Source organism: Lysobacter capsici (genome assembly GCF_014779555.2).
In the GTDB taxonomy this organism is placed as follows: domain Bacteria; phylum Pseudomonadota; class Gammaproteobacteria; order Xanthomonadales; family Xanthomonadaceae; genus Lysobacter; species Lysobacter capsici.
The window spans coordinates 1,682,848-1,709,171 of sequence record NZ_CP094357.1 but is presented as its reverse complement, the minus strand read 5'-3'; the positions used below and the strand labels follow the sequence as shown (position 1 = coordinate 1,709,171).

Here is a 26,324-nt window from a genome sequence, read left to right as displayed (position 1 = left end):
TCGCGCCGCTCCTACAGTGGGGATCGAAGCCACGCATATGCCCCACAACGACGAAGGCCGCCCGTGGGCGGCCTTCGCGGGAACGGCGCGGTGCGGGCGCTTACTGACCGATGTGCTGCTTCAGCCAACCATTGACCGTGTCGTGCCACAGCACGCTGTTCTGCGGCTTGAGCACCCAGTGGTTCTCGTCCGGGAAGTACAGGAACTTGGACTCGATGCCCTGACGCTGCAAGGCGGTGAACACGCCCAGGCCCTGTTCGACCGGGATGCGGTAATCGAGCTGGCCATGGATCACCAGCATCGGCACCTTCCAGTCCTTGACGTGATTGACCGGATTGAACTTCTCGTAGTTTTTCGGAACATCGAACGGCGTACCGCCCTGCTCCCACTCGGTGAACCACAGCTCTTCGGTCGCGTAACCCATCATGCGCTGGTCGAACACGCCGTCGTGGCTGACCAGGCACTTCCACGGTTGCTGCCAGTTGCCGGCGATCCAGTTGACCATGAAGCCGCCGTACGACGCGCCCAGCGCGCAGGCCTTGTCGCCGTTGAGGAAGGAATACTTCTTCTGCGCCGCGGCCCAGCCCTTCTGCAGGTCTTCCAGCGGACGGTCGCCCCAATGCTGGCTGATCGCATCGGTGAAGGCCTGGCCGTAACCGGTGGAGCCGTGGAAGTCGATCATGACCACCGCATAGCCCTGGCCGGTGTAGGTCTGCGGGTTCCAGCGATAGCTCCAGCCGTCGCCGAAGCTGCCCTGCGGGCCGCCGTGGATCAGGAACGCGACCGGGTACTTCTGGCCTTCCTGGTAATTCCACGGCTTGACCACGTAGCCATGCACGGTGTCGCCGTTCCAGCCCTTGAACTCGAACTGTTCGGCCTCGCCGAACTTCACGCCCGGCAGCAGTTCGCTAGCGCTCGGGGTGATCGCGCGCTGCGGCGCGCCGTCGAGGCCGCCGACGAAGATCTGGTCGCCGCTCTTGAGGCTGTTGCGGGTGAACGCAAACGTCTTGCCGGCCAGCACCGGCGAACCGACGGTGCCGTCGGCGATCAGCTCGCTCGCCTTGCCGCTGGCGATGTCGACGCCGAACAGCGGCTGCCGGCCCAGGTCCTCGGCGGTGGTGTAGATGGTCTTGCCGTCGTCGGACAGCACGATGCCGCTGGCCGAACGATCCCACTGCGGCGCGATCTCGCGCGCCTTGCCGCTGGCCAGGTCGAGTTCGAACAGGCCGAAACGATCCGCTTCGAAACCCGGGCGCTTCATCGCGCGGTAGTACAAGGTCTTGCCGTCCTTGCCGAACACCGCGCCGGTGTCCCAGGCCGGGTTCGACGCGGTCAGGTTCCTGGCCGCGCCGCCGTCGGCGCCGACCAGGTACAGGTCGAAATTGGTCGACCACGGTTCCTTCGCATCGGCCGCGCGCGCGCTGAACACCAGCGACTGGCTGTCGGGCGACCAGGTGTATTCGCTGCTGTCGCCGAACGGACGCGAGGGCACGTCGCCGATCACTTCGCCGCTGACCAGCTTGGCGCTGTTGACGGTCTTGCCGGCCGCAGGCAGATCGGTCACGAACAGGCGGTTAAGGCGGCCGTCGTTCCAGGTATCCCAGTGGCGCACGAACATGCGGTCGAACACCTTGCCGCTGACCTTGCTCTTCTCGGCCGCGTCGAGCTTCTTCTTGCTGCAGGCCAGGTCGGCCGCGCAATCGACATAGGCCTCGGCGTTGAACGCCACGCGCTTGCCGTCGGGCGAGAGCTGGAAACCGCCGACGTCGCCGTCGAACGCGGTGACCTGCTTGGGCGTGCCGCCGCTCAGCGGCAGCGAATACAGCTGCGAGCTGCCGCCCTTGCTGCTGAGGAAGTACACGGTCTTGCCGTCGGCGGAAAACGCCGGCGAATTGACGTTCCAGCCGTCCGGGGTCAAGCGCTTGGGCGGCGCCGCATCGCGCGCGAACAGGTCTTCGATCCACAGCGAGGTCGAGGACTTGTTGGCGCCGAAATCGACCACGCGCTTGGCGAACACCAGTTGGCGGCCGTCGGGCGACAGGGTCGGCGAAGAGAACCGGTCCATCGCGGCCAGGTCGCGCACTTCCAGGCCGCGCGCGAGCGGCGGCGTGAGGGACAGGGCCGGCGCGGATGCGCAGGCCAGCAGCAGGGCCATCGGCAGGAGTGCGTGGCGTGGCGTCATGGCGAAACCTCTAGCGTTATCGAAGGCGTGCGCGAGCACGCGACAGAAACAGGAACGGCCCGGCATCGCGCCGGGCCGTCGCAGGGATCAGGCGCTCGGCGCGGGCACCGGCGCGTTGCGGCTGCTGCGGTAGAACAGCCACACCACCGCCGCGAGCACCAGCAGGCCGATACCGGCGCCGAAGTGGAACCGCTCGGGCAGCGCCAGCACGTCGGCGCGGGTCGAGATCACGATCGGGAACGCGATCGCGATACCCATCAGCGCTTCACCCGTGATCAGGCCGGCCGCGAACAAGGTACCGGGACGATGCACGCGATCGACCTCGGCTTCGTCGCTGTGCTTGGTCAGGCCGCGACGGCGGCCGACGATGTGCGACAGCAGGCCGCCGAGGAAGATCGGCACCATCAGTTCCAGCGGCAGGTAGATGCCGATCGCCGCGGCCAGCACCGGCACGCGGAACTTGAACTTGCGCGACTTGAGCCATTCGTCGAAGGCGATGATGACCACGCCGATGCCGGCGCCGATGCCGATCATCGTCCACGGCAGTTCGCCGCCGAACATGCCCTTGGCGACCGACGCCATCAGCGTTGCCTGCGGCGCGGCCAGCGAATTCGGATGCTCCGGCGTCGGCGCGCCGATGCCGTAGGCCGCGGCGAGCAGGTTGAGGATCGGCGCCATGATCAGCGCGCACGAGAACGTGCCGATGCCGAGCATGAGCTGCTGCTTCCACGGCGTCGCGCCGACGATGTAACCGGCCTTGAGATCCTGCAGATTGTCGCCGCCGACCGCCGCCGCGCAGCACACCACCGCGCCGATCATGATCGCGGCGACGGCGCCGATCGGCGAGTCGCGGCCGAGCATCAGCACCAGCACCGCCGAGGCGAACAGGATGGTCGAGATGGTGATGCCCGAAACCGGGTTGTTGGACGAACCGATCAGGCCGGCCAGGTAGGCCGACACCGACACGAACAGAAAACCGGCGACGATCATGATGATGGTCATCGGCACGCTGACGAACCAGTTGCCGACGATGGCCTGATACAGCAGCAGCAGCGGCATCACGAACGCGACCAGCGCGATCAGCATCCACTTCATCGGCAGGTCGCGATCGGTTTCGGCGACCACGCCGCTGGTGCCCTTGCGCGCCGCGGCCAGACCGCTCTTGACGCCCGACAGCAGCGACTTGCGCAGCGAGAACAAGGTCCACACGCCGCCGATCAGCATCGTGCCCACGCCCAGATAGCGCACCTTGGCCGACCAGATCGCGCGGCCGATCTGCTCGGCGCTGCCGTCGACGATGCGCGCGGCGAGTTCGGGATCGGAGTTGAGGAAGAAGGCGTGATAGATCGGAATCGCGAACTGCCACGACAGCACGCTGCCCGACAGCACCACGATGCCGACGTTGAGGCCGACGATGTAGCCCACGCCGAGCAGCGCCGGCGACAGGTTGGTGCCCATGAAGCCCAGGTACTTGCCCAGCCAGCCCGAGGCGATGGCGTTGTCGGGGATCAGGCGCATGCCGCTTTCGGCGGCGAGCTTGACCAGCGCGCCGATGCCGCCGGCCAGGCCGAGGATCTTCAGGCCCGGGCCGGGGTTTTCGCCGGCCTTGAGCACTTCGGCCGCGGCCTTGCCTTCCGGGAAGGGCAGCGGGTCTTCGACGATCATCGACCGGCGCAGCGGCACCGAGAACAGCACGCCGAGCAGGCCGCCCAGGCCGGCGATCGCGAGCACCCAGGAGTAACGGAAGTCCTGCCAGTAGCCCAGGATGACCAGCGCCGGGATCGTGAAGATCACGCCGGCGGCGATCGAGGAGCCGGCCGAGGCGCCGGTCTGGACGATGTTGTTTTCCAGGATCGTGCCGCCGCCGAGCAGGCGCAGCACGCCCATCGAGATCACGGCGGCGGGGATCGCGGTGGCGATGGTGAGGCCGGCGAACAGGCCCAGGTAGGCATTGGCTGCAGCCAGGATCACCGCCAGGAAGACGGATAGCAGGACGGCTCGGAGGGTCAATTGCGGTTGTGCGGACGAGGCCATCGGCGTCTCCATCGCGGGTGATCGGGCAGTGCGGCGGTGTATGGGCGGACCCGGCCGCCAGGGGCCGGGCGCCACGCAATCCGCCGATGATCGCATCCGCCGCGGGCCGCTGTAAAAGTGCAGTGCGGCAAAAGGCGGGATTGGGCAAATGCGGGGTTTTTCCGGATTTGGCTGGGGAAAGTGGTAACGGTGGATGGGGGCGACTCCAACCTCCCGGCCCGAACGCATAGCGTTCGGGCGTTCGGTGCCGCGCGAGCCAGTGGCTCGCAAGCGCGGCCCCTCACCCCGCCTGCGGGAGAAGGTGGCCGACAGGCCGGATGAGGGCCGCTATCGTCCATAACCCTATACTCCGCGTCCCGGCCCGCTCCCGGACCGAAGGGAATCCACTCGTGCCCGCAGCCAGCACCCTGTCGACCCCGGCGCCCGCCGCGCCCCGCGGCAACGACTTCCTCGGCCACCCCAAGGGCCTGTACGTGTGCTTCTTCACCGAGATGTGGGAGCGCTTTTCGTTCTACGGAATGAAAGCGCTGCTGCTGCTGTACTTGCTGAAGTACCACCTGTTCGGCGACGACGCCGGCTACGACCTGATCGGCGCCTACGGCGGCCTGGTCTACGCGGTGCCGGTGATCGGCGGCCTGCTGGCCGATCGCTACCTGGGCATGCGCAAGGCGGTGGTGCTCGGCGGCGTGCTGCTGGTGCTCGGCCACCTGGGCATGGCCTACGAGGGCCACGCGGCGAAGCTGGTCAACGGCGTGGTGGTGCGCGACGAAACCGCGCTGCAGGTGTTCTACCTGTCGCTGGCGCTGATCATCGGCGGCGTGGGGTTCCTCAAGCCGAACATCTCGACCATCGTCGGCAAGCTGTACGCGCTCGACGATCCGCGCCGCGACTCGGGCTTCACCCTGTTCTACGCCGGCATCAACGTCGGCGCGCTGTTCTCGGCGCTGATCTGCGCCTTCCTCGGCGAAACCTACGGCTGGAAATACGGCTTCGGCGCGGCCGGCATCGGCATGATCGCGGGCCTGGCGATGTTCCTGTGGGGCCAGCGCTATCTGCACGGCCACGCCGAGCCGGCCGAACCAGCCAGGCTGCGCGAGAAAGTCGGCCCGGCCGCTTTCAGGCTGTCGCGCGAGCTGTGGATCTATCTGGGCACCGCGCTCGGCGTGCTGGTGCTGTGGGGCACGATCCAGGTCGCCTCGCAGGTCACCCTCGCCATCGGCAGCCTGAGTTTCACCGCCGCGCTGGGGATCATGCTCGCGACCTTGCTGGTGTTCCTGATCTGGTTCTTCGGCTTCATCGCGCGCGGCTGCGACCGGGTCGAACGCGAACGCATGCTCGCGCTGGTGATCCTGATCTTCGCGGTGCTGATCTTCTTCACCCTGTACGAGCAGACCTACGGCTCGTGGGTGACGTTCAACGACCGGCTGATGACCAAGGACATGTTCGGCATGGCGCTGGGCCAGTATTCGCCGACGTTGCCGTGGTCGCTGTTCTCGATGGCGCTGAGCCCGCCGCTGATGATCGCCGCGCTGACCGCCAGCGATCGCGGCCGCGACGGTCTGGCCAAGGCGCTGGTCGGCGTGTTGACCCTCGGCCTGGCCCTGGCGACCGCGCACGACGTGGTGCTGGTGCCGCAGACCGCCGGTTCGCTGACGTATCTGGGCGCGTTCTTCATCGTGGTGCTGGCGCCGTTGTTCTCGTGGTTGTGGCCGTGGCTGGCGCGCAAGGGCCGCAACCCGAGCAAGCCGCTGACGATGTCGCTGGGCCTGATCTTCGCCGGCCTGTCGTTCCTGCCGCTGATGGCCGCGGCCAAGGTGTCCGGCGGCGGCGAGATGGCCAGCGTGTGGTATCTGGTCGCGGCGTATTTCATTCTCGAAGTCGGCGAGATGTGCCTGTCGCCGATCGGCCTGTCGGCGGTGACCCAGCTGTCGGTCGCGCGCGTGGTCGGGCTGATGATGGGCGCGTTCTGGCTGGCGACCGCGTTTTCGGAAGTGCTGGCGGCGCAGTTCGCGAAGATCGCGTCGGTCGAGATTCCCGAAGGCGGTGCGATCGATATGGCGGCGGCTTCGGTCAAGTACGGCGAACTGTTCTCGATGCTGATGTGGTTGGGGATCGGGTCGGGCGTGCTGTTTTTGTTGTTGGCGCCGTTGCTTAAGCGGTGGATGCACGGGTTGAAGTGATTGGTGCCGCGATTCGGGATTCGGGATTCGGGATTCGGGATTCGGGATTCGGATTTTGTAGAACGAAAACGGCGCCGGGCGGCGCCGTTTTTTTATTGTCGCGGTCGCGGCTCGCGCCGCTCCTACATGGGCTAGCTGTAGGAGCGGCGCGAGCCGCGACCGCGAATCCGCAACCACGACGAAACCACCTTCACCCGCGCCGTCGCCGATCGCGCGGCCCGTTCCGCGACTTACCGCCTATCGCTCACGGCTTACGGCCTACAACCGAAATCATTTCTTCCCCGCCGCCTCAACCTTGGCCGGCGCCGCGGTCTTGCCGCCCAACGACCGCGACAAAAACGCCAGCAACCGCGAATAGAACTCGCGCTTGTGCGCTTCCTCGTAGAAGCCATGGCCTTCGGTCTTGTAGTACAGCGTCTCCACCGGCACCCCGGCCTGACGCAGCGCTTTCTCCATCTTCTCGCTGTGCGCCTGCGGCGCGCGCTGGTCTTCGCCGCCCGCGGCGAGGAACACCGGCACCTTGATCCGGTCGGCCAGACGCGTGGGCGAGACCTTGTCGAGCGTCTCCGGCGGGCCGAGCCAGCTGCGCAGATAGCTTTCGCCCGAGCCGCGCTTTTGCACGTCGCCGGTGGTGTGCATCATCGGCAGGTCGTACACGCCGACATAGCCGGCCGCGCACTTGTACAGGGTCGGTTCCTTGGCCACGCCCATCAGCGAGGCGTAGCCGCCGTAGCTGGCGCCGTACAGGCAGATGCGCGAGGGATCGGCGATGCCCTGCTCGATCGCCCAGCGCGTCGCGTCGGTCAGATCGTCCTGCATCTTGCCGCCCCACTCGCGCTTGCCCGCGTGCAGGAACGCGCGGCCGTAACCGCCCGAGCCGCGAAAATTGAGCTGCAGCACCGCGTAACCGGCGGCCGCGAGCAACTGCGGGTCGTCGTCGAAGTGCCACATGTCCTGGATCTCGAACGGACCGCCGTGCGGCATCACCACCAGCGGCAACGACTTGCCGCTGCTGCCGTTGGGCGTGGTCAACAGGCCCGACAGGCTCAGGCCATCGCGCGCCTTGAGCGTGATCGCGCGCACCGGCGCGGTCTTGGCTGGATCGAACCAGGCGCGCCGGCTGACCGCATGCGCGGCATGCTTGCTTTCGTTGTCGAACAGGTACACGTCGCCGGGATTGCGGTCGTTCCAGACCTGCACCAGCGCCAGCTTGCCGTCGTCGGTCTGCGAGGTGATGCGCACCGCATCGCCGGCGAACGCCGCTTCCAGACTGCGGTACTGGCGCGCTTCGGGCGAGGTCTTGTCGAAGAACTCGGTGCGCGGCTTGCCGTCGTAATAGAACACCCCGACCGGCACGTGGCTGCGCAGCTTGTAGATGATCCGCGCCGGGTCGGCGACCTTGTCGCGCAGCAGTTCCTTGCGGGTCTTGGCCACCGTGTCGTAAGCGACGATCGCGTCGGGGCCCTGGGCCTGTTCGCTGCGGAAATACGCGGTGACGTTGTCGGCGGAGAAGCCGATCGGGATGTCCATGCCCTCGTCGTCATCGTCCGAGCGCAGCAGTTCCCAATCGGCCTTGTCGTTGCCGCGATAGAACAGCTTGCGCACGTAGTCGGTGCCGTAGCCGAGCGCGAAGCGGACCACGCCGGCGTTGTCGGTGTAGTAGTCGGCGTTGCGCACCGGCGCGATGGTGATCGCGTTGCGGCGGCCGCTGAACACGTCCAGATGCTCGGCGCGGGTGTAGGCGTCGGCGCTGAACTGCTGCACAGAGATCACCACGCGCTTGTCGTCGTCCGGTAGGTCGTCGACCAGGTACGCGGCCACCGCTTCCACCTTCTTGGGCTGGATGCGGGTGCCGGTGTTGTTGACCTGCAGGCGGTAACCGACCAGCACGTCGACGCCGGTGCCGTTGGCGTTGATCGCGTAGATCTCGCCGGTCGGGATCGGCTCGTCGCGCGAACCGAGTTTCTGCGCCATGCTGATCAGCAGCCGGGTCGGGCTGACCCAATCGAAATCGGCGACGTGGTTGTTCTTGCCGAGCCGGAACGAGCCGGCCATCTTCATGTCGGTGCGGGTGAAGATCACCAGGCCGGTTTCATCGCCCATCGGCACCGAGGCGGCGTAGAACTCGCCGGTCGGCGACAGCTTGATGTCGCTGAAGGTGTCGGCCTTGACGAAGGCGTCGACATCGACGGTGGCGGCGCCGGCCGATTCGGTGGCCGCAAACGCGGACGTGGCGGCGGCGGCCGTAAGCACGCCCGCCAGCAGCAGCGCGCATCGCAGATGGTTCATGGTGGTCCCCTGTGACCGTATCGATTCGATCGCAACCGTGAGGCGGCGAAGTCCCTGTGCATCCACCGTACGCGAAGGTGCGCGCGGCGAATCCCGACCGCCGCGTCCTCCCCGGACCCGCGACCGCCGTCGCATCCGCGACGCGGCGATCATAGGCAGGAGGACGGGGGCGGCACAATCGGCGATGGCGCGGCGCGCGGCGGGTGGGCGGGGTTTCGTCGCGGTGGCGGGTTCGCGGTCGCGGCTTGCGCCGCTCCTACAGGGGGCCCAGGTAGGCGGCGCGGGCGCGGGCGGGGTTTACGCGCCCAGCCTGTCGCGATCCAGGGTCGTGCGCAAGGCCTCGCGCCAGTCCGGAATCGTCAGGCCGTACTCGGCCTGCAGATGGCGGCTGTCGAGCACCGAATAGGCCGGACGGCGGGCCGGGGTCGGGTACTCGGCGGTGGTGATCGGCAGCACCCGCGGCTTGCGTTCGATCAGGCCGCGCGCGTGGGCTTCGTCGAAGATCGCCTCGGCGAAACCGTGCCAGCTGGTCTGGCCGGCGGCGACCAGGTGGCGCACGCCCGATTCGGCGATGCCCTGCCCCAGCACTTGCGCGGCCGCATCGGCCAGCAGCCAGGCCGGGGTCGGCGAACCGTGCTGGTCGGCGACCACGCGCAACTCTTCGCGCTCGGCGCCCAGGCGCAGCATGGTGCGCAGGAAGTTGCCGCCGCGGGTGGCGTAGACCCAGGCGGTGCGCAGGATCAGATGACGCGCGCCGCTGGCGCCGATCGCCTGTTCGCCGGCGAGTTTGCTCTGACCGTAAGCGCCGAGCGGGCCGGTCGGGTCGGTGTCGAGGTAAGGCCGGGTGCCGCTGCCGTCGAACACGTAGTCGGTCGAGTAATGCACCAGCCCGATGCCGTCGGCCGCGCACAGCTCGGCCAGCCGGCCCGGCGCCTGCGCGTTGACGATGAAGGCGAGTTCGCGTTCGGTTTCGGCGCGATCCACCGCGGTGTAGGCGGTGGCGTTGACCACGTAGTCGGGGCGCACGCGTCGCAGCAGCGGCTCGATCGTGTCGATCTGGGTCAGATCCAGCGCTTCGCAGGCGCCGCCGTCGGCCAGCGTCCCGCCGCGAGTGGTGACGACGACCTCGCCCAGCGGCGCCAGCGAACGGCGCAATTCGAAACCGACCTGGCCGTCGCCGCCGAGCAGCAACAGCTTCATGGCCGGCCCTGTCATGGCATGTACACCGGCAACCGCTCTTCGGCGATGTCCTTGAGCCAAGGCGCGTTGGTGTCCTTGGCCGACAGCGAGGGCTCGCTGATCGGCCAGTCGATCGCCAGATCCGGATCGTCCCAGCGCACGCCGGCATCGGCCTTGGCGTCGTAGGTATTCGTGCACAGATAACTGAACACCGCGCGTTCGCTGAGCACCGCGAAACCGTGGGCGAAGCCTTCGGGAATCCAGAAATGACGCTTGTTCTCTTCGCTCAACACCACAGCGGTCCAACGGCCGAAGTGAGGCGAACCGCGACGGATGTCGACCGCGACGTCCCACACTTCGCCTTCGATCACCGACACGTACTTGCCCTGCGGATTAGGCCACTGGTAATGCACGCCCCGCAGCACGCCGCGCGCCGAGGACGAGACGTTGCCCTGGACGAAATTCGGCTTCAGCCCCACCGCCGCCAGTTTGTCGTGATTGAACGATTCGTAGAAATACCCACGCGCGTCGCCGAACACCTGCGGTTCGACGATCAGACAGCCCGGCAGATCGGTTTCGATGATCTTCAAAACGGTTTCCTCAGGGCACGAAGCCGCGCTCGGCCAGGCCGAGCAGGTATTGGCCGTAGCCGTTCTTGGCCAGCGGCCGGGCCAGTTCGCTCAGTTGCGCGTTATCGATCCAGCCGTTGTTCCAGGCGATCTCTTCCGGACAGCAGATGCGCAGGCCCTGGCGCGCTTCGATGGTTTCGATGAAGTTGGACGCTTCCAGCAACGATTGATGTGTGCCGGTGTCGAGCCAGGCATAACCGCGGCCGAGCTGTTCCAGATGCAGCGAACCTTCGTCCAAATACAGGCGATTGAGATCGGTGATCTCCAGCTCGCCGCGCGCCGAGGGTTTCAAGGTCGCGGCGAAGTCGCTGGCGCGGCCGTCGTAGAAATACAGGCCGGTGACGGCGTAGTTCGAACGCGGCTTGAGCGGTTTTTCCTCCAGCCCGATGACCTTGCGGTCGGCGTCGAACTCGGCCACGCCGTAGCGCTCCGGATCGCGCACCCAATAGCCGAACACGGTCGCGCCGTGCTCGCGCTGATCGGCGCGCTTGAGCATCGCGGTCAGGCCCGGACCGTGGAAGATGTTGTCGCCCAGCACCAGACAGCTGGGCTGGCCGGCGAGGAACTCGCGGCCGATCAGATACGCCTGCGCCAGTCCGTCCGGGCTGGGCTGCTGCGCGTATTCGATCTTCATCCCCCAGCGCGAACCGTCGCCGAGCAGGGTCTTGAACAGCGCCTGCTCGTGCGGGGTATTGATGATCAGCACTTCGCGGATGCCCGCCAGCATCAACACGCTGAGCGGGTAATAGATCATCGGCTTGTCGTACACCGGCAACAGCTGTTTGCTGATGCTCTGGGTCAGCGGATACAGCCGCGTGCCGGAGCCGCCGGCGAGGATGATGCCCTTGCGGTTCATGCCTAACTCCTCAGTGGGCCGGGCTCAGGCCTGGCCGATGCGTTCGAGCCGGTAGCTGCCGTCGAGCACGCGCTGCACCCATGGCTGGTTGTCCAGATACCAGTCGACGGTGCGGGCGATGCCTTGTTCGAAGGTCAGGGTCGGGGTCCAGCCCAGTTCGTTCTTGAGCTTGGACGCGTCGATCGCATAGCGGCGATCGTGGCCCGGGCGGTCCTTGACGTAGGTGATCAGCGATTCGCGCGCGCGGCCGTCGGCCAGCGGACGGCGCTGATCGAGCAGCGCGCAGATGGTCTGGACCACGACGATGTTGGGACGCTCGGCGTCGCCGCCGACGTTGTAGGTCTCGCCGACGCGGCCGGCTTCGAGCACGCGCGCGATCGCCGAGCAGTGATCGCCGACGAACAGCCAGTCGCGCACGTTGAGGCCGTCGCCGTAGACCGGCAGCGGCTCGCCGGCCAGGGCCTTGGCGATGATCAGCGGAATGAGTTTTTCCGGAAACTGGAACGGCCCGTAGTTGTTCGAGCAGTTCGTGGTCAGCACCGGCAGGCCGTAGGTGTGATGGAACGCGCGGACCAGGTGATCCGACGCGGCCTTCGACGCCGAGTACGGCGAGTTGGGCGCGTACGGCGTGGTCTCGCTGAACTTGCCGCTGTCGCCGAGCGAGCCGTAGACCTCGTCGGTCGACACGTGCAGGAAGCGGAAGCCGTCACGCGCCGGCGCATCGAGCGCCTTCCAGTAATCGCGCACCTGCTCGAGCAGGCTCAGGGTGCCGACCACGTTGGTCTGCACGAACGCGGCCGGGCCGTCGATGGAACGGTCGACGTGGCTCTCGGCGGCGAAGTTGATCACCGCGTCGGGTCGGTGCTCGGCCAGCAGGCGCTTGAGCAGGGCCGCATCGCCGATATCGCCCTGGACGAAGATGTGACGCGCATCGCCATCGAGAACGCTGAGGGTGTCGAGATTGCCGGCGTAGGTCAGGACGTCGAGGTTGACGACCTTGATTCCGCGCCGCACCGCATCGAGGACGAAATTACCGCCAATGAAGCCGGCGCCGCCGGTTACAAGCCAAGTGGGCACTCAGGACACTCCTTACAAATGATCGATTGGCGAAATTCGATTGAGCCGGTCCAGGCCCCGTCCCGCGCGGCGCAACGGTGCGCGACCGCCGCAACCTGTTCACCTTGACCGGCCGGCCCGAACAATCGCGCGATTGTAAAGCCTATCGCCCCGCGGCCGGCGTCGACACGGTCGCATCGATAAGTTGCGCTACAGCTTCCATGCCGAAATCAACTAAAAAAACGGCATTTCGCCACCGCGAGCCAGCCCGGCGATGCACAGATGAAATCCTCGAATCGGCCACAGTTTTATGCCGTGCGGTCGCATAGGAAAGCGCCGCGCGCTTTGCCGATCCGGCCATCCGCGACGATCGGGCCCGACTGGACCCCGCCGACCCGCAGCGGCCGCTCGCGGCCTGCGCTCACGGCTTGACCGCGCCCACCTCGAAATCGCGCTGCGCATCCTTCAACCGGTCCAGGCCATCGCCCGGCGTCCACACCTCGAAACGCGCGCGGGTCATGGCCAGGTAGGCGGCGCGGACCGGACTATGCGGTTCGCCGTCGCGGTTCACGAGATAGCAGCACGGGCTCAGCACCACCGCATCGGCCTCCATGTTCTTGCAGTGCTGGACCAGGCTAAGGGTGACCTGCTCGCTGCCCGGCTCGGCCTGCGCGGCCATCAACGCGTCGATATCGTCGGCGCCGAAGCCGCGTTCGATCATCCGCGCCACCGAGCCCTGCCCGGTATCGGCCAGATGCTGCGAAAACGCAGGCCACGAGCGGAAATCGCCCAGGCTGCGGCGCCCGTAGGTGTCGCCGCCCAGGTGCAGGGAAATCGCCGCCCGGGCCAGCCGGGCGACTTCGTCGGCCGAGGCCGGCACCAGGCGGAAGCGGCCGCCCGCGGCCTTGATCCGCAGCGCCTCTTCCAGCAAGGCCCAGCCGCCGCCGAACACGCGCAGCGCGCGGCCGGGCAATTCGTCGCGGTTGCGGTAGATCCGGTGGCGGGTCAAGCGATCGGGCGCGCCGATCAGCGGAAACTCGATCAGGCGCTCCTGCGCCACCGCGAGGGTCTGGTCGATCAAGGGCGCGGCCTGCACGCCCATGCGCACCGACTGGCTCATCACGATGGTCTTGGCCTGGGTCGCCCTGGGCACATGGCCGAACAAACGCTGATACGGATCGCCCATCAGCACGCAGCCATGGCGATACGCCTGCAGCAAGGCCCGCCACGGCGCGGACAGATCGTGGGCTTCGTCGACGAGCAAGGTGCCGTAGCCGTCGGGAACGGCCGCGCCGCGCACCGCCAGCCACTTGACCAGATGCACGGTGTTGATATCGAAGGCCGCGCCGGCGTCGTTGGTTCCGAGCCCGGCGAACATGCACTCCCACACCCGGTGGCCGATCTCGATCCAGCGCTTGGCGTCGATCGCCGCATACGGCACATAGCGCGCGAAATGGAACTGGCCCAGCGCCGGCGCCGCGCTGTAGCACCAAGCCCGCAGCGCCTTGTGGACGATCGCCAGCACCGCCTCGGGCGGACGTGCGTCGATGCTTGGGACACCGGCGATCTTGGTCTGGGCGGTCAGGCTCTGGGTGGTCTTGATCACCCGCGGCGCCCAGCGCAGGCGCGCGGCGCGGGCGTGAGCCGCGGCGGTCGCGTTGGCCAGCACGGTCTGGGTGACGGTCTGGATGCCCGCCGCGGCGCCGCCGGCGCGGATCTTGAAACCGTGGATATGCGCGACGGTCGGCGCCAGGTAGGTCATGCCGCCGGTCAGCCCGCCGGCCATCGCCAGCAACAGATGGGTCTTGCCGGTGCCGGCGTAAGCGTCGAGGTTGACCAGTTCGTCCGGCGCCGCCGCGATCACCTGGGCGGCCACGGCCTGATCGCGGGTGCCCTCCATGACCAGGTGGGTCCTGCGCGGCGCGGTCTGGGCATCGGCGACTGGCGTGTCGTAGGGAATATCCGCGTCGGTGGCCGGCTCGTCGATCTGGTCGGCGCGATCGAAACCGATCTGGAAACTGTCCATCGGCTGGCGATAGCGCTCCTGGAACGCATGCGCGTAGCGGCCGTCGTCGTCGCGCCAGGCCTCGTGCTGCATGTCCTCGGGGTCGGCGAAATTCACGCCCTTGTCGGCCAGGCGCTCCAGCGCGTCGGCGCGCTGCGGTTCCGCGATGCCGCGCCGGCCCGCGTCCAGATGCGCCGCGGCGACCTCGGGCGAACTCGCCGTCATCAGGCCGTGGGTTTCGAAAATCAGGCGACTGATCGCGGCGTTGGAGTATTCCTGCGCAAGCAGGACCAGCATCACCGACAGCGCCGCGCGCTCTATCGACGACTCGGGCAGGCGCCCGTCGTCGACGAAGGCCTGCGCGACCTCGCGGGTCACCGGCAGGTAGTACGGAGTGGTGTTGGGGATCACGGGGCGGTGCTCGGCGCGGTTTGCGTCATTGTCCATGACGAAGGCGCGCGCGGGGCCGCCGCGGCGCGCATTGCCTGGAAACGAAAACTCCGCGCGAGTATCGCGGCCGCGGACCGGTCCGCGCTTGACGACGGCGGCCGGCGACCCTAGCCTTTCGCCCGCAGTCGCCTCAACGGCGCTGCCGTAGGCGTTACCGTCATCCAACGCACCCTTCGTCGAGCGGGCCCCAGCAGGGGATCTCGATGCAACAGGTGCCACGGTACGCCATCACTTCCCTGCCCCGCGGGCCTTCGCCCGATCAAGACCTTCGCGGTGCACGGTTCCTGGTGATGCTGTCTGTCTCGCCGGAACAGCGCCGTGGGCGCGTTCCGGAGCTTGCCGTGGCCTTTCCTCACTCTCTGGCCCGACACGAGGCAAGCATGAAAACGACCGGCAACACCCTGCTCATCACCGGCGGCACCAGCGGCATCGGCCGCGCACTCGCCGAAGCGTTTCACGATCGCGGCAACCGCGTCATCGTCGCCGGGAGACGGCGCGCCCTGCTCGACCGCATGACCGCGGCCCGTCCCGGCATGGTCGGCCTATGCGTCGACCTCGACGATCCAGCCTCGCTGTCCTCGTTCGCGAGCGAGGTGCGCGCGCGCTTTCCCGACCTCAATGCGCTCATCGCCAACGCCGGCATTTCGCGCGGCGAGAATCTGGCCGCGGACGACTGGGATCCCGCCGATGCGCAGGCGATCGTGCAGACCAACATCCTGGGTGTGCTGCGGGTCATCGCGGCGCTGCTGCCGGTGCTGAAACGGCAGGCGAACGCGACGATCATGGCGACCAGTTCCAACCTCGCCTTCGTACCGCGCGCGGACTTCCCGACCTACTGCGCGAGCAAGGCGTTCGTGCACTCATGGCTGCAATCGTTGCGTCATCAGCTGCGCAAGGTTCCGGTCGAAGTGCTGGAACTCGCGCCGCCGTACGTGCGCACGCGGCTCACCGGACCACAGCAGGCCGAGGACCCGCGCGCCACGCCGGTCGAGGTCTACGTGGCGGAGGTGATGCAGTTGCTCGAGCGCGCAGATCATCCCCGAGGCGAGGTGCTGGTCGAACGCGACCGCGCGCGGAGATGGGCCGAGCGCGACGGCCGCTACGAAGAGACCTTCGCGGCCATGAATCCGGATTGAGCGCGGCGCCCGGGAATGGCCCGACCCGGGAGCGGAGCATCAGCTCCCGGGTCGGCCCGCGGATCGGCGCCGGATCGAAGCAATCGCGTCGATCGATCGGATACGAGTCAACCCAATGGCTTCAAGCGATCGCGACGAGACGACACAAGACATTCCCCATGTCGCCATCGAAAGTCCTCGCGACTGTCCCGCCGCCGCGACCATGACACTGCAAATGCTCGCTTGAACCTGCGCATAACCATCGACGCAGGCGCGGACATATCGCCCTCACGCACCGAACGTGCCTGCGTCACGCATCCGCGCGAAAGCGAAAAAGCTGTGGCGCAGCGCCCTGCGCGGGCTCATGCGCTCGCATAGGATCGAGCGCATCCGCGACCGCGCCGCGGTCGCTGGAGGACGGACCGGATTCGCGCCGTCGCTGCATGCCGGATTGTTTCCGCGGGTGTCGCCCACGCGCAGTCGCGGCTTCGCGCCGTTTGCCGGCGTGACGCGGTTCCCATGTTTCCCCACGAGGAGAAGACAGCATGAAACTGTTGATGAAGGGCGTGGTTTTTCTCGTCGTTTCCCTGTTCGCCGGCAGCGCCTGGGCGCAGAACTGGCAACTGGTATGGAGCGACGAGTTCAACGGATCGATCGGCCCGGACTGGGTGTTCGAAACCGGCAACGGCAGCAGCGGCTGGGGCAATAACGAGCTGGAGTACTACCGGCGCGAGAACGCCGGCATCGAGAACAACGCCCTGGTCATCAACGCCCGGCGCGAGGATTTCGGCGGCTTCCGCTACACCTCGGCGCGGATGAAGACCCAGGGCATCCGCAACTTCAAATACGGCAAGATCGAAGCGCGGATGAAGCTGCCCTCGTTCATGGGCGCATGGCCGGCGTTCTGGGCGCTCGGCGCGAATCTGCCGCAGGTCGGCTGGCCCGACTCGGGCGAGATCGACATCATGGAACACGTCAACAACGAAGACCGCACCTACGGCACCATCCACTGGCGCGACCACAACGGCAACTACGCGCAGTACGGCGGCAACACCCTGCTCAGCGTCACCGACTGGCATGTGTATTCGGTCGAGTGGGACGCGAACGCGATCCGCTGGTACGTCGACGGCAACAAGTTCCATGAAGCCAGCATCCAGAACAGCGTCAACGGCACCGAGGAGTTCCATCGCGACTTCTTCTTGCTGCTGAACTTCGCCATCGGCGGCAACTGGCCGGGCTTCAACGTCGACGAAAGCAAGTTGCCGGCGAAGATGCTCGTGGACTACGTGCGCGTTTACAACGACGGCGGCAGCAGCCCGTGGTCGCGGACGCTGGAAGCCGAAAGTTTCGCCGCGCAAAGCGGCGTGCAGGTGGAGGCCTGCTCGGAAGGCGGCTCCAACGTCGGCTGGATCGACACCGGCGACTGGCTGTCGTACAGCAACGTCAACTTCCCCAGCGGCGGCAGTTATCGGGTCGAATATCGCGTGGCGAGCCCCAGCGGCGGCGCGCTGTCGCTCGACCTCAACGCCGGCGGCACGGTGCTGGGCCAGGTGCAGGTGCCGGCCACCGGCGGCTGGCAGAACTGGCAGACCGTCGCGCACACGGTCAACGTCAACGCGGGCACGTACAACCTCGGCGTCTACGCGCAACAGGGCGGCTGGAACATCAACTGGATTCGCGTCACTCGCTTGTGAGCATGACGAATTGCCAGGTTAGCTGACCCGGTGGGCGGCGCCACGAAGCGGCGCCCACCGCGGTTATCGCCGAGGGACGTCCGTCACGCGGGCGATGGTGACCGCGGCGCCGGGATCGTGACCGCCTGAGCGCCTTCGTCATGAAGAACCGCATAGAATCGCGGTCGATGTCGATGCGCGTGGCGGATCGCGACGATCGCCGCGATGACGCCATGGCTTTGCCGACATTCGTCACCGATCGATCGTGCTCCGGGTCCGTCGCGAATGTGCGGCGACGCGGCGCGCGTCCGCATCGCCCCACTCCACTGCGCGCGCCATCATGAAACCTTCGCCCTGGCTGGTCCGATCCGGCAATTCCGAACACGCGCGCCTGCGCCTGTTCGCGTTTCCTTTCTCCGGAGGCAGCGCGAGTTCGTACGCGTCCTGGCGCAAATGGCTAAGCCCGCAGGTCGAGCTGTTGTGCGTGCAACCGCCCGGACGCGGCATGCGCATGGCCGAGCCGCTGATCCGCGACATCGACGCTCTGCTGACGCAGCTGCTGCCCGAGCTGCTGCCGCTGCTCGACCGGCCTTACCTGCTGTACGGCCACAGCAACGGCGCGCTGATGGCTTTTTCCGCGGCCAACCGCCTGCTGCAACTGGGCGCGCCGGCGCCGCGCGCGATCGCGCTGTCGGCCAAGTGCTCGCCCACCGTGGACCGTCCGCGCGAGCGGGTCAGCGAGCTGCCCGACGACCGCTTTCTGGCCAAGCTGCGCAGCCTCGACGGCACGCCGCGCGAACTGCTCAACGACCCGGAGGTCATGCAACTGTTCTTCCCCGCGCTGCGCGCCGATTTCGCCCTCGGCGAGAACTTCCGCCTGCCGCCGCTGCATCCGGATCTGACGCGGATCCCGGCGCTGATCCTGGCCGGAGAACAGGACGAAACCCGGGTCGAGGACGTGTTCGCCTGGGGCGATCTGTTCGCGGATGCGCAACGCGCGGCGATGACCGGCGGCCATTTTTTCATCAACACCAATCCCGGCTTCGCCCGCAAGCTGGACGCCTTCGTGCGCGCGCACTGCGCGCCGCAGACCGAGCCCGTTCCGGGCTGAACGCATCGGCCGCGCCGCGGCCGGGCTATCGCACTCAACCCGCGGGCTGTCGGGGCGGCCATCCGATGCGCGCGGCGTGGCGCAGGCAGGAACGCACGATCAGCCGGTGAAACGGCGCGATCACCGCGATATACGCGCGGCCCAGGCGATTGTGGCAATGCACCGCGGTCGAGACGATCAATCGCCGCCGCGCGACGGCCTCCCCGGGCGGCTGGCACAGCAGCGACAGCTTGAAATCCAGATGCTTGTCGTCTTCGCCCAGCACGATCTCCGAGGGCTGCCGTTCGTAGATGCGGAACATGCCGACGCGCTCGCCGCCGTTCGCGCCGAGCCGGTGCAATCGCCGCGCGGTCTTCAGGCCGAGCCCCGCCACCAGCGCATCGCGTACGCGCATCAGTCCGCCGATCCAGGCCGGGCTGCGCGCGAACACGAATCGCGCCAGGGTTTCCGGATCGCCGGACGCCTCGTCCGGCAGCTCGATCGAATAGGCGTCGTACAAATCCGTCGACGGGTACGCGCCGGCCACCCGCGAATGCGGCGGCGGCGCGACGTCGGTCACTCGATGCAGCGCAATCGACATGGTCCGGACTCCTGGTTTCGGCCCGGTGCGCAGCCGCGCACCGTCGCCGCCGCCAGTATCGTCCCATCGCCCACGCCGTGCCTGCGATGCAGAGTCGCAGGCGCCATGCTCCGCGCCGCAGACCCGTCGGCCGCGAGCGATGGAACACCCCAAGGATCGCGCCGACGACATCGCCGGCGCGATGCGACCGTCAGAACTTGTAGCCGACCGTGAAGCTGTAGCTGCGGCCGAAGATGCTGGCGTAGTCGCTGGAATCGCCGAGGAAGCTGTTGGGATCGTAGAACGGCAGACGATCGAACAGGTTCTTGACGGTGACGCCGACGTTGAGCTTTTCGGTCGGACGCCAGGTCAGGCTCAGATTCGCCGTCCACCACGACGGCACGCCGTCGCACTGGGCCTTGGCCACCGGCAGGTAACCGGCGGTGCAGGTCTGCGGATTGTTGTCCTCCGCGTCGATGCGTTCCCAGGCCCACTTGGTGGTGCCGACGTAGTTCACGAAGAAGCTGGTGGTCACCTGGCGGTAGTTCCAGTCGGCGTTGATCGTCGCGCGCAGACGCGGATTGCCGTAATAGCCCACGGTGTTGCCGTAGTACCAGCCGTTCTCGTCGTCCAGATAGGCCTGATTGCGGCGCGCGATGGTCGCGGCCAGGCCGATGTTGAGGCTGCCCCACTCGCCCAGCGAGAAGCGGCTGCGCGCATCGATGTCGAAGCCGTCGATCAGGGTGCGGCCCTTGTTCTTGTACTGGCCGACGACGCTGGCGACGTTGCCGACGCTGTAGCCCGGCAGCGCGCCCGGACAGCTCACGCCGCTGGCCGGATCGGCGCACATCGCCGCCAGCGCGGCCACCGCGGCGCGGTCGGACTCGGTGATCGGCGAACGCGTCGACGACAGGATGTCTTCGTCCTTGCTGTAGTCCGGCGCGGCGATCTCGTTGCGGCGATAGATGAACCAGTAGTCGGCCGACACCGACAGCCAGTCCAGCGGCTCGAACACGAAGCCCAGGGTGCCGATCTTGGCCTTCTCCGGCTTGAGGTCCTGATTGGGCTGGGTCATGCGCGCCACGGTGCGGCTGCAGTCGGCGTTGAGCAGCGAATTGCCCAGGTCCACATCGCCGCTGCGGCGCGATTGACGCAGCAGGTTGGCGATGGCGTTGGTCTCGTCGCAGCGGACCTCGTCGCGGTAACCGCCGAGCTGGGCGAACACGCCGCCGGTGCCGGACTCGGCCAGGCTCGGCGCGCGGAAGCCTTCCGAATAGGTGCCGCGCAACAGCAGTTGCGGCAACACCTGATATTTCAGGCCGATCTTCGGCGCGACGTTGGCGCTGAAGTTCGGGTACTTGTCCACGCGCAGCGCGGCGTCGAGTTCGAGCTTGTCGGTCAGCGGCGCGACGGCCTCGGCGAACACCGCATAGGTGTTGCGCTTGCCGTCGAACCATGAACCGCCCTGCTGGGTGATCAGGCCGTTGGCCGCGTCTTCGTTACCCGGGGTGTAGAAGGTCTCGCGGCTGACGTTGAAGCCGAACGCCGCGCGCACTTCGCCGGCCGGCAGCTTGAACAGCGGGCCTTCGATCTTGCCGTCGAGGGTGTGCAGGCGGGTCCAGGACTGGATGTCGAAGGTCGGGAACGCCGCGCGGATCAGCGCCGCGTTGGCGTCGCTGATCTGACCGAACTTGTACGCCGGATGGTCGGAGATGATCACCCGGCCGGTGCCCGGGTCGGTGGTGTACGGGCCGAACGCTTTCTCGAAGCCTTCCAGGTTGACGTTGATGGTCTGGTAGGTGGTCGAGTGGGTGCCGGCGGTGGCGAACGCGGTTTCCCAGTTCCAGTCGCCGATGGCGCCGCGCAGGCCGCCGAGCGCGCGATAGCTCTTGTCGGTGTTGCGCTGGCCGAAGTAGTTCGCGCCCGCGTCCTGCAACAGATACTGCAGGCCCACCACGCCGCCCATCATCGCCCTGAGCTGCGGGCTGGCGTGGTTGTACTCGTTGTTCGGGCCGAGGAAGGGATACAGGAACTGATTGACCGAGGTGCCGGTGTTGCGCGAGAACCAGCTGGTCGGATTGCCGGTGGTGGTGTTGTAGGCGCGCGGCGTGCCGCCGTTGGCGCGCAGGTCGATGTCGGTATAGGTCGCCTCGGCGAAGGCCTCGGTGCTGTCGCCGATCAGGAAATGCGCGTTGACGTAGGCGGTGTTGCGTTCGGACTTGGCGCCGGCGTCGATCTCGTTGTTCATCCAGGTCTGCCAGATGCAACGCGGGCCCGCGGCTTCGGTGGTGAGCACGTTGTTGCAGCCCGGCGCGGCTTCCTGCACGCGCCGGCCTGTGACCGGGTCGAAGGCGAAGTAGCTGCCTGGGTTGAACACGCCCGGCTTGCTGCCGGTGCCCAGGCGCAGGTTGTTGAGGTAGTTCGGGTTGTTGACGTAGTACTGCTTGGGCCGCTTGTCGTAGAAATCGCTCAGCGGAATCGCGTCGCGGCGGTACAGGTTGACCGAGGCGTAGACGTTGTAGCGGTCTTCGTCGAGGTCGCCGAAGCCGGCGGTGATGCTGGCCTGATGCTCGCCGTAGGAATCGATGCGCGAGGACATGTCGGTGGTCAGGTTGACCTCCGCGCCCTGGTAATTGCGCTTGGTGATCACGTTGATCACGCCGGCCACCGCGTCGGTGCCGTACACCGCCGAGGCGCCGTCGGTCAGCACTTCCATGCGTTCGATCGCCGCGGCGGGAATCGCGTCGATGTTGACGAACTGGGTCTGGAACCCGGCCGGCGCGCCGTAGTACGACAGGCGCCGGCCGTTCAACAGCACCAGCGTGCCCTGCGCGCCGAGGCCGCGCAGATTGGCCTGCGAGGCGCCGTCGGACCCGGTGAACAGCGAGCGCGAATCCTGCTGCGCCGGGCGCGCGGCCGGCAGGTTGTCGAGCACCTGCAACAAGGTGCGCGCGCCCATGTTCTCGATGTCCTGCTTGCTGACGATCTGCACCGGCGATGCGGTTTCCACATCGGTGCGGCGGATGTTGGAACCGGTGACTTCCACCCGCGACAGTTCGGTGGTCTTGTCCTTGCTGTCCGTGCTGGCCGCGCCATCCTGTGCGGCTGCGAGGGATACATGACCCAGCAGCGCGACGGCCAGGGCCAGCGACAACGGGGTGGCGGGGATGCGGTTGGCGCGTGGACGGCGCGTACGGCGGCTTGCGGGCAACATCGGAACTCTCCTGGCAGGACTGCGGCGCGGATGGCGGACGAAGGGCAACAGCGATCCCGGGCCGCGGCCAAAAGGCCGCAGTCGGTATGGGCGGGGGAGGAGCGGTGTTACGGGTTCGGGGTTACGGGTTCGGCGTTGCTGACGGGGTTTGGCGGGTGCGGTGCGGCGGTTGTGTTGCGTGTTCGAGGGCGTGTTCGGGATTGGGGATTCGCAAGGTTCATGGCGCGACCACGCTGGCGCTGTCGCCCTCCTGGCCGATCAGCACGGCGTTGGCCCAGTTCGCGCACACCTGCGCGGGTTGGCTGCCCTGCGCGCCGAGCGTGCGCAGGCTCAAGGTCGACAGACCGCGGATATCGAGCTCCGGCTTGACCACGCCCGGCGCCTTCACCAAGCCGCTGTCGTAAAGCAGACGCTCGTCGCCCCAGACCTGGAACTGCAGGCCGCCGGCGGCGCGGCAGGCATCGTCGATGCCGAGGTCGGCGCGCAGCAATCGCCACTGGCCTTGCAGACGCAGATCGATGCGGCTGGCCGGGCCGACGCCCAACCCGCGGCGGAACAGCAGACCGTTCATGCGCAGCGCGTCGTCGCCGCGGAAGGCGCGATCGGCATGCACCTGACTCTTCAACGCGGCCGGCAACGCCAGCTCGGACAGATAGCGCTGCTGCGCCGGACGCTCGGGTTCCTGGTGTTCGAGGATGTGGAAACTCGACAGCGCGATCGGGCCGACATCGCGCGGCTGCAATGCATCGACCGCGCGCGCCGCATTGCCTTGAGCAGCGGTGACCATCGGATCGGTCGCCGATGCGCCGTCGCCCTCGGGGTTCTGCACGCTGAGCACGCGGAAGCGCAGCAGCCGGCCGGCGCGCGCGGGGAAATCGATGCGCTGCGTTTCCTGCTTGAGCTGCAGACGGCCGCGCGCGATCGGTTCGCCCCATTCGCCGTTGCTGTCGCCCAGGTACACCTCGTAGTCGCGGACCTGGCCGTGCTTCCAGTTCTTGTCGTTGCGCGGCGCGATCTCGATGCCGTCGATCAACTTGCGTTCGCCGAAACCAACCGTCCATTCGTGCGCCCCGGTACGCACGGCCTGATTGCGCACGCTGCGGAACCACGTCGCCGGATCGTCGTCGAAGGCATTTTCCAACGCATGCCCGGGTTCTTCGGCCGGACGATTGACCACCAGCAAGCTGTCGGCCGGCAGCGCGCGACCGAGCGCCGGCGCGGCCGGGAAGGCATCGTCGGCGGGCGCCGCGGCGACGGCGATGTCGAGCGCGACCTGCAACGGCTTGCGAATGTCGACCGCGGCGGTACGCACATGCACGCTGCCCTTGCGCTCGGCCGGATCGAAATACCAACCTTCGGTCGCGGCTTGAAGCGCTGCGGCATCGGCCAGCTTCGGCAATGCGCGACCGTCGACCGACACCGCGCGCGGCGCCTGCCGGCTGAGCACGCGCAAGCCGTAGCGGCGTTGCGGCAACTGGCCCTGGTACTGGCCCTGCACCGCATCGATCCGCACATTCACCGGGCCGCTGCCCTGCGCCGGCGCACTCATGCGCACCTGCTGGGTGCTCGACTCGCCTTGCTCATGGCGGCGCGTATTGCCGTCGTCCTCGTACAGCGTGTACTGCGAATCGCCCTGCGGATACAGGTCGAAGGTGATTTCGTCGAGCGGCTTTTCGCCGTCGAACAGCATCGCCGGATGCATCGGCACGATCGCGCCGGCACGCACGAACAGCGGCAGCGTGGCGAGATCGACTTGACGATCGAGTTCGCGCCCGGCGGCGCCGGCCTGCACGCTGCGTCCGTCCCAGTAATCGATCCAGCGTCCGGCCGGCAGATGGATACCGCGCCGCCAGCCGCGGCTCGCGGCCTGGCTGCGATAGACCGGCGCCACCAGCAGATCGCGGCCGAGCAGGAACTGGTACTTGTAGGCCTCGTCGCGCGCATGCGGGTCTTGCGGGTAATCCCACATCAGCCCGCGCACCGGCGGCGCGCCGGTCTGCGCGGCATCGTGCGCGAGGCCGTACATGTACGGCGTCAGCCGCATCTTCAATTTCAGATAATCGCGATTGATGCTGCGATACGGCTCGTCGAACCACCACGGATGCTTGCGCGCATTCGACGACCAACCCGACATGCCCATCAGCACCGGGGTGAAGGCTTTCCATTGCAGATCGCGGGTATAGGTTTCGGCGCTGCCGCCGAAGATCGCATCGACGTCGCCGGTGGCGTAGGCCATGCCCGACAGGCCCGAACCGATCAGGGTCGGCACATGCCAGCGGATGTAATCCCAGCTCGCGCTCTGATCGCCGGTCCAGGCCACCGCATAGCGCTGGATGCCGGCCCAGCCCATCACCGTCCACAGGAACGGGCGCGAATCGGAGTTGTGCAAGATGCCGTTGAACGCCGATTGATTGGCGTCCATCGCGAACTGATAGCCCTTGCCGGTCCAGGCCACGTCGAGCTTCTGCACCCGGCTGCCGGCGGTGCCGACTTCCCAGGCGATCTTGTCGACGCCGTTCTCGGTCCACAGGCCGGTGCGGAAGCCGTATTTCGCTAGCCCCTTCACCGTTTCGGGCAATTGCTTGTAGCCGCAGCCGTAGCCGTCGTTGGGCAGGATCCAGCCGCCGGGCATGTCGTGTTCGCGATACTGGCGCGCGACGCTCTCGACCACATCGATCGTGGTGCCGGTCGGGCCATCGTGCCAGCCTTCGGGCACGGTCCCGGGCTTCTTGCCGTTGTCGCCGTCGTTGTAGCAATCGGCGTCGCCGTACGACAGCGCCCAGCGCGGCAACAGGCCGGGACGGCCGGTCAGCAGGGTGTAGCGTTCGAGCAGGCGCGGCAGTTCGCCGACGAAGTAATAAACGTCGAAGCGATCTTCGCGATGCAGCAAGGTGGATTGATCGGGCTGACGCAGGTCGTAACTGCCGTCGCTCCAGGTGTTGCGCAACATGCCCCAGCCGCGCGAGCTCAGCAGCATCGGCGCCGGGCTCGGGCGGTCGCCTTCTTCCCAGCCGCCGGAGTACGAGACCTCCAGTTCGCGGCCCTTGAACTGGTAACGCCCGTTCTGCTGGCCGCCGCCATAGAACGCCTCGTCGGCCTGCGACGACAGCACCTGCACGCTCTGGGTCGCGTCGAGGTCCAGCGGTTGCAGTTCCTGCCACAGCGCGGTGCGGCGTTCGCCATCGATCCGCTCCAGCCGCAGCTTCAACGGTTGCCGTTGCACGTGCAGCACCAGCGCGCCGGTGCGCACGCGCACTTCGGCGGCGTCTTCCTCCAACGTGGCGTCGACCTTCGCCGTCGGTTGCGGCAGCACGATCGGCGCGGCCTTGTCGCCCGCCGGCGTCAGCTTGCCGCGGCGCCCGGCCTGCACCCGCACGATGTCCTGCGCCAGCACTTCGATACGCAGCACGCTGCCGGTGTCGGTGCTCAGCTCCCAGCTCGGCGTCGCGCCGGCCTCGGCGCGGACCGCGCGCAGATTGCCGACCGGCTCGGCCACGGCCGGCGACGCCAGCAGCGCGGCCAGAATCGTGCTCGAAAGAATCGCGATCGACGGACGCGGACGACGCATGCGGAATATCACCTTGCCCCCAAGGACCCGCTCGGCGGGCATTCGAAACCTGTTGCGACCGACTCTAGGGCAGTGATTCGAAAGCTGTCAATGAATTGAAAGAAAAAAGGAAGAATTTATCGGGCAAAACGAAAGATTGTGCGATGCAATACTTTCTAAACCTGGCAAAAACCCCTGTTAAGCACGCAACGAAAGCAAATCCAAGCCGATCTTTCGTTTTTTCC

15 protein-coding genes are annotated in these 26,324 nt (G+C 67.2%); 4 read left to right on the top strand and 11 right to left on the bottom strand.

The annotated features are described in order from the left end of the window. Positions 1 to 100 precede the first annotated feature (100 nt). Both IEQ11_RS06935 and IEQ11_RS06930 read right to left on the bottom strand, forming a co-directional pair. Positions 101 to 2,182, bottom strand: coding sequence for an alpha/beta hydrolase family protein (locus IEQ11_RS06935; RefSeq protein ID WP_191821586.1), 2,082 nt, complete (start codon positions 2,180 to 2,182; stop codon positions 101 to 103). An 87-nt stretch (positions 2,183 to 2,269) separates the two neighbouring features. Beyond that, complete coding sequence (locus tag IEQ11_RS06930; protein WP_036102120.1) at positions 2,270 to 4,216, bottom strand: OPT family oligopeptide transporter; 1,947 nt, start codon at positions 4,214 to 4,216, stop codon at positions 2,270 to 2,272. A 389-nt stretch (positions 4,217 to 4,605) separates the two neighbouring features. On the opposite strand from IEQ11_RS06930, the gene IEQ11_RS06925 reads away from it, so the two are divergent. Then, a complete protein-coding gene (locus IEQ11_RS06925; protein WP_425494664.1) occupies positions 4,606 to 6,396 on the top strand; it encodes a peptide MFS transporter in 1,791 nt (596 codons plus the stop codon). 270 nt (positions 6,397 to 6,666) lie between these two features. On the opposite strand, the gene IEQ11_RS06920 is transcribed toward IEQ11_RS06925, so the two are convergent. The 6 genes from IEQ11_RS06920 to IEQ11_RS06895 form a co-directional block, all read right to left on the bottom strand. Continuing rightward, positions 6,667 to 8,685, bottom strand: coding sequence for an alpha/beta hydrolase family protein (locus IEQ11_RS06920; protein WP_191821587.1), 2,019 nt, complete (start codon positions 8,683 to 8,685; stop codon positions 6,667 to 6,669). A gap of 297 nt (positions 8,686 to 8,982) precedes the next feature. Then, positions 8,983 to 9,885: a dTDP-4-dehydrorhamnose reductase gene (gene rfbD, locus IEQ11_RS06915; protein WP_191821588.1), complete on the bottom strand. Its 903-nt coding sequence runs from the start codon at positions 9,883 to 9,885 to the stop codon at positions 8,983 to 8,985. An 11-nt stretch (positions 9,886 to 9,896) separates the two neighbouring features. Beyond that, complete coding sequence (gene rfbC, locus IEQ11_RS06910) at positions 9,897 to 10,454, bottom strand: dTDP-4-dehydrorhamnose 3,5-epimerase (protein ID WP_191821589.1); 558 nt, start codon at positions 10,452 to 10,454, stop codon at positions 9,897 to 9,899. A gap of 10 nt (positions 10,455 to 10,464) precedes the next feature. Further along, the gene (rfbA, locus tag IEQ11_RS06905) at positions 10,465 to 11,349 is read right to left on the bottom strand and encodes a glucose-1-phosphate thymidylyltransferase RfbA (protein WP_036101814.1); all 885 of its coding nucleotides are present in this window, start codon (positions 11,347 to 11,349) and stop codon (positions 10,465 to 10,467) included. A gap of 24 nt (positions 11,350 to 11,373) precedes the next feature. Further along, positions 11,374 to 12,426, bottom strand: a complete 1,053-nt coding sequence (rfbB, locus tag IEQ11_RS06900) for a dTDP-glucose 4,6-dehydratase (RefSeq protein ID WP_191821590.1) — start codon at positions 12,424 to 12,426, stop codon at positions 11,374 to 11,376. A 400-nt stretch (positions 12,427 to 12,826) separates the two neighbouring features. Further along, positions 12,827 to 14,857: a hypothetical protein gene (locus IEQ11_RS06895; RefSeq protein WP_191821591.1), complete on the bottom strand. Its 2,031-nt coding sequence runs from the start codon at positions 14,855 to 14,857 to the stop codon at positions 12,827 to 12,829. A gap of 206 nt (positions 14,858 to 15,063) precedes the next feature. Between IEQ11_RS06895 and IEQ11_RS06890 the strand changes: the two genes are divergently transcribed. The 3 genes from IEQ11_RS06890 (at position 15,064) to IEQ11_RS06880 (ending at position 18,759) form a co-directional block, all read left to right on the top strand. Then, entirely contained in the window at positions 15,064 to 15,996 is a 933-nt protein-coding gene (locus IEQ11_RS06890) for an SDR family oxidoreductase (protein WP_228464549.1), read from the top strand. A 524-nt stretch (positions 15,997 to 16,520) separates the two neighbouring features. Beyond that, positions 16,521 to 17,669, top strand: coding sequence for a carbohydrate-binding protein (locus IEQ11_RS06885; RefSeq protein WP_191821592.1), 1,149 nt, complete (start codon positions 16,521 to 16,523; stop codon positions 17,667 to 17,669). A 319-nt stretch (positions 17,670 to 17,988) separates the two neighbouring features. Continuing rightward, on the top strand, positions 17,989 to 18,759 hold the full coding sequence (locus IEQ11_RS06880; protein WP_057921071.1) for a thioesterase II family protein: 771 nt from the start codon (positions 17,989 to 17,991) through the stop codon (positions 18,757 to 18,759). Between the two features lie 34 nt (positions 18,760 to 18,793). On the opposite strand, the gene IEQ11_RS06875 is transcribed toward IEQ11_RS06880, so the two are convergent. The 3 genes from IEQ11_RS06875 to IEQ11_RS06865 form a co-directional block, all read right to left on the bottom strand. Beyond that, positions 18,794 to 19,339, bottom strand: coding sequence for a DUF2867 domain-containing protein (locus IEQ11_RS06875; RefSeq protein WP_191821593.1), 546 nt, complete (start codon positions 19,337 to 19,339; stop codon positions 18,794 to 18,796). Between the two features lie 190 nt (positions 19,340 to 19,529). After that, positions 19,530 to 22,532: a TonB-dependent receptor domain-containing protein gene (locus tag IEQ11_RS06870; protein ID WP_191821594.1), complete on the bottom strand. Its 3,003-nt coding sequence runs from the start codon at positions 22,530 to 22,532 to the stop codon at positions 19,530 to 19,532. A gap of 217 nt (positions 22,533 to 22,749) precedes the next feature. After that, the gene (locus IEQ11_RS06865) at positions 22,750 to 26,100 is read right to left on the bottom strand and encodes a TIM-barrel domain-containing protein (protein ID WP_191821595.1); all 3,351 of its coding nucleotides are present in this window, start codon (positions 26,098 to 26,100) and stop codon (positions 22,750 to 22,752) included. Positions 26,101 to 26,324 lie beyond the last annotated feature (224 nt).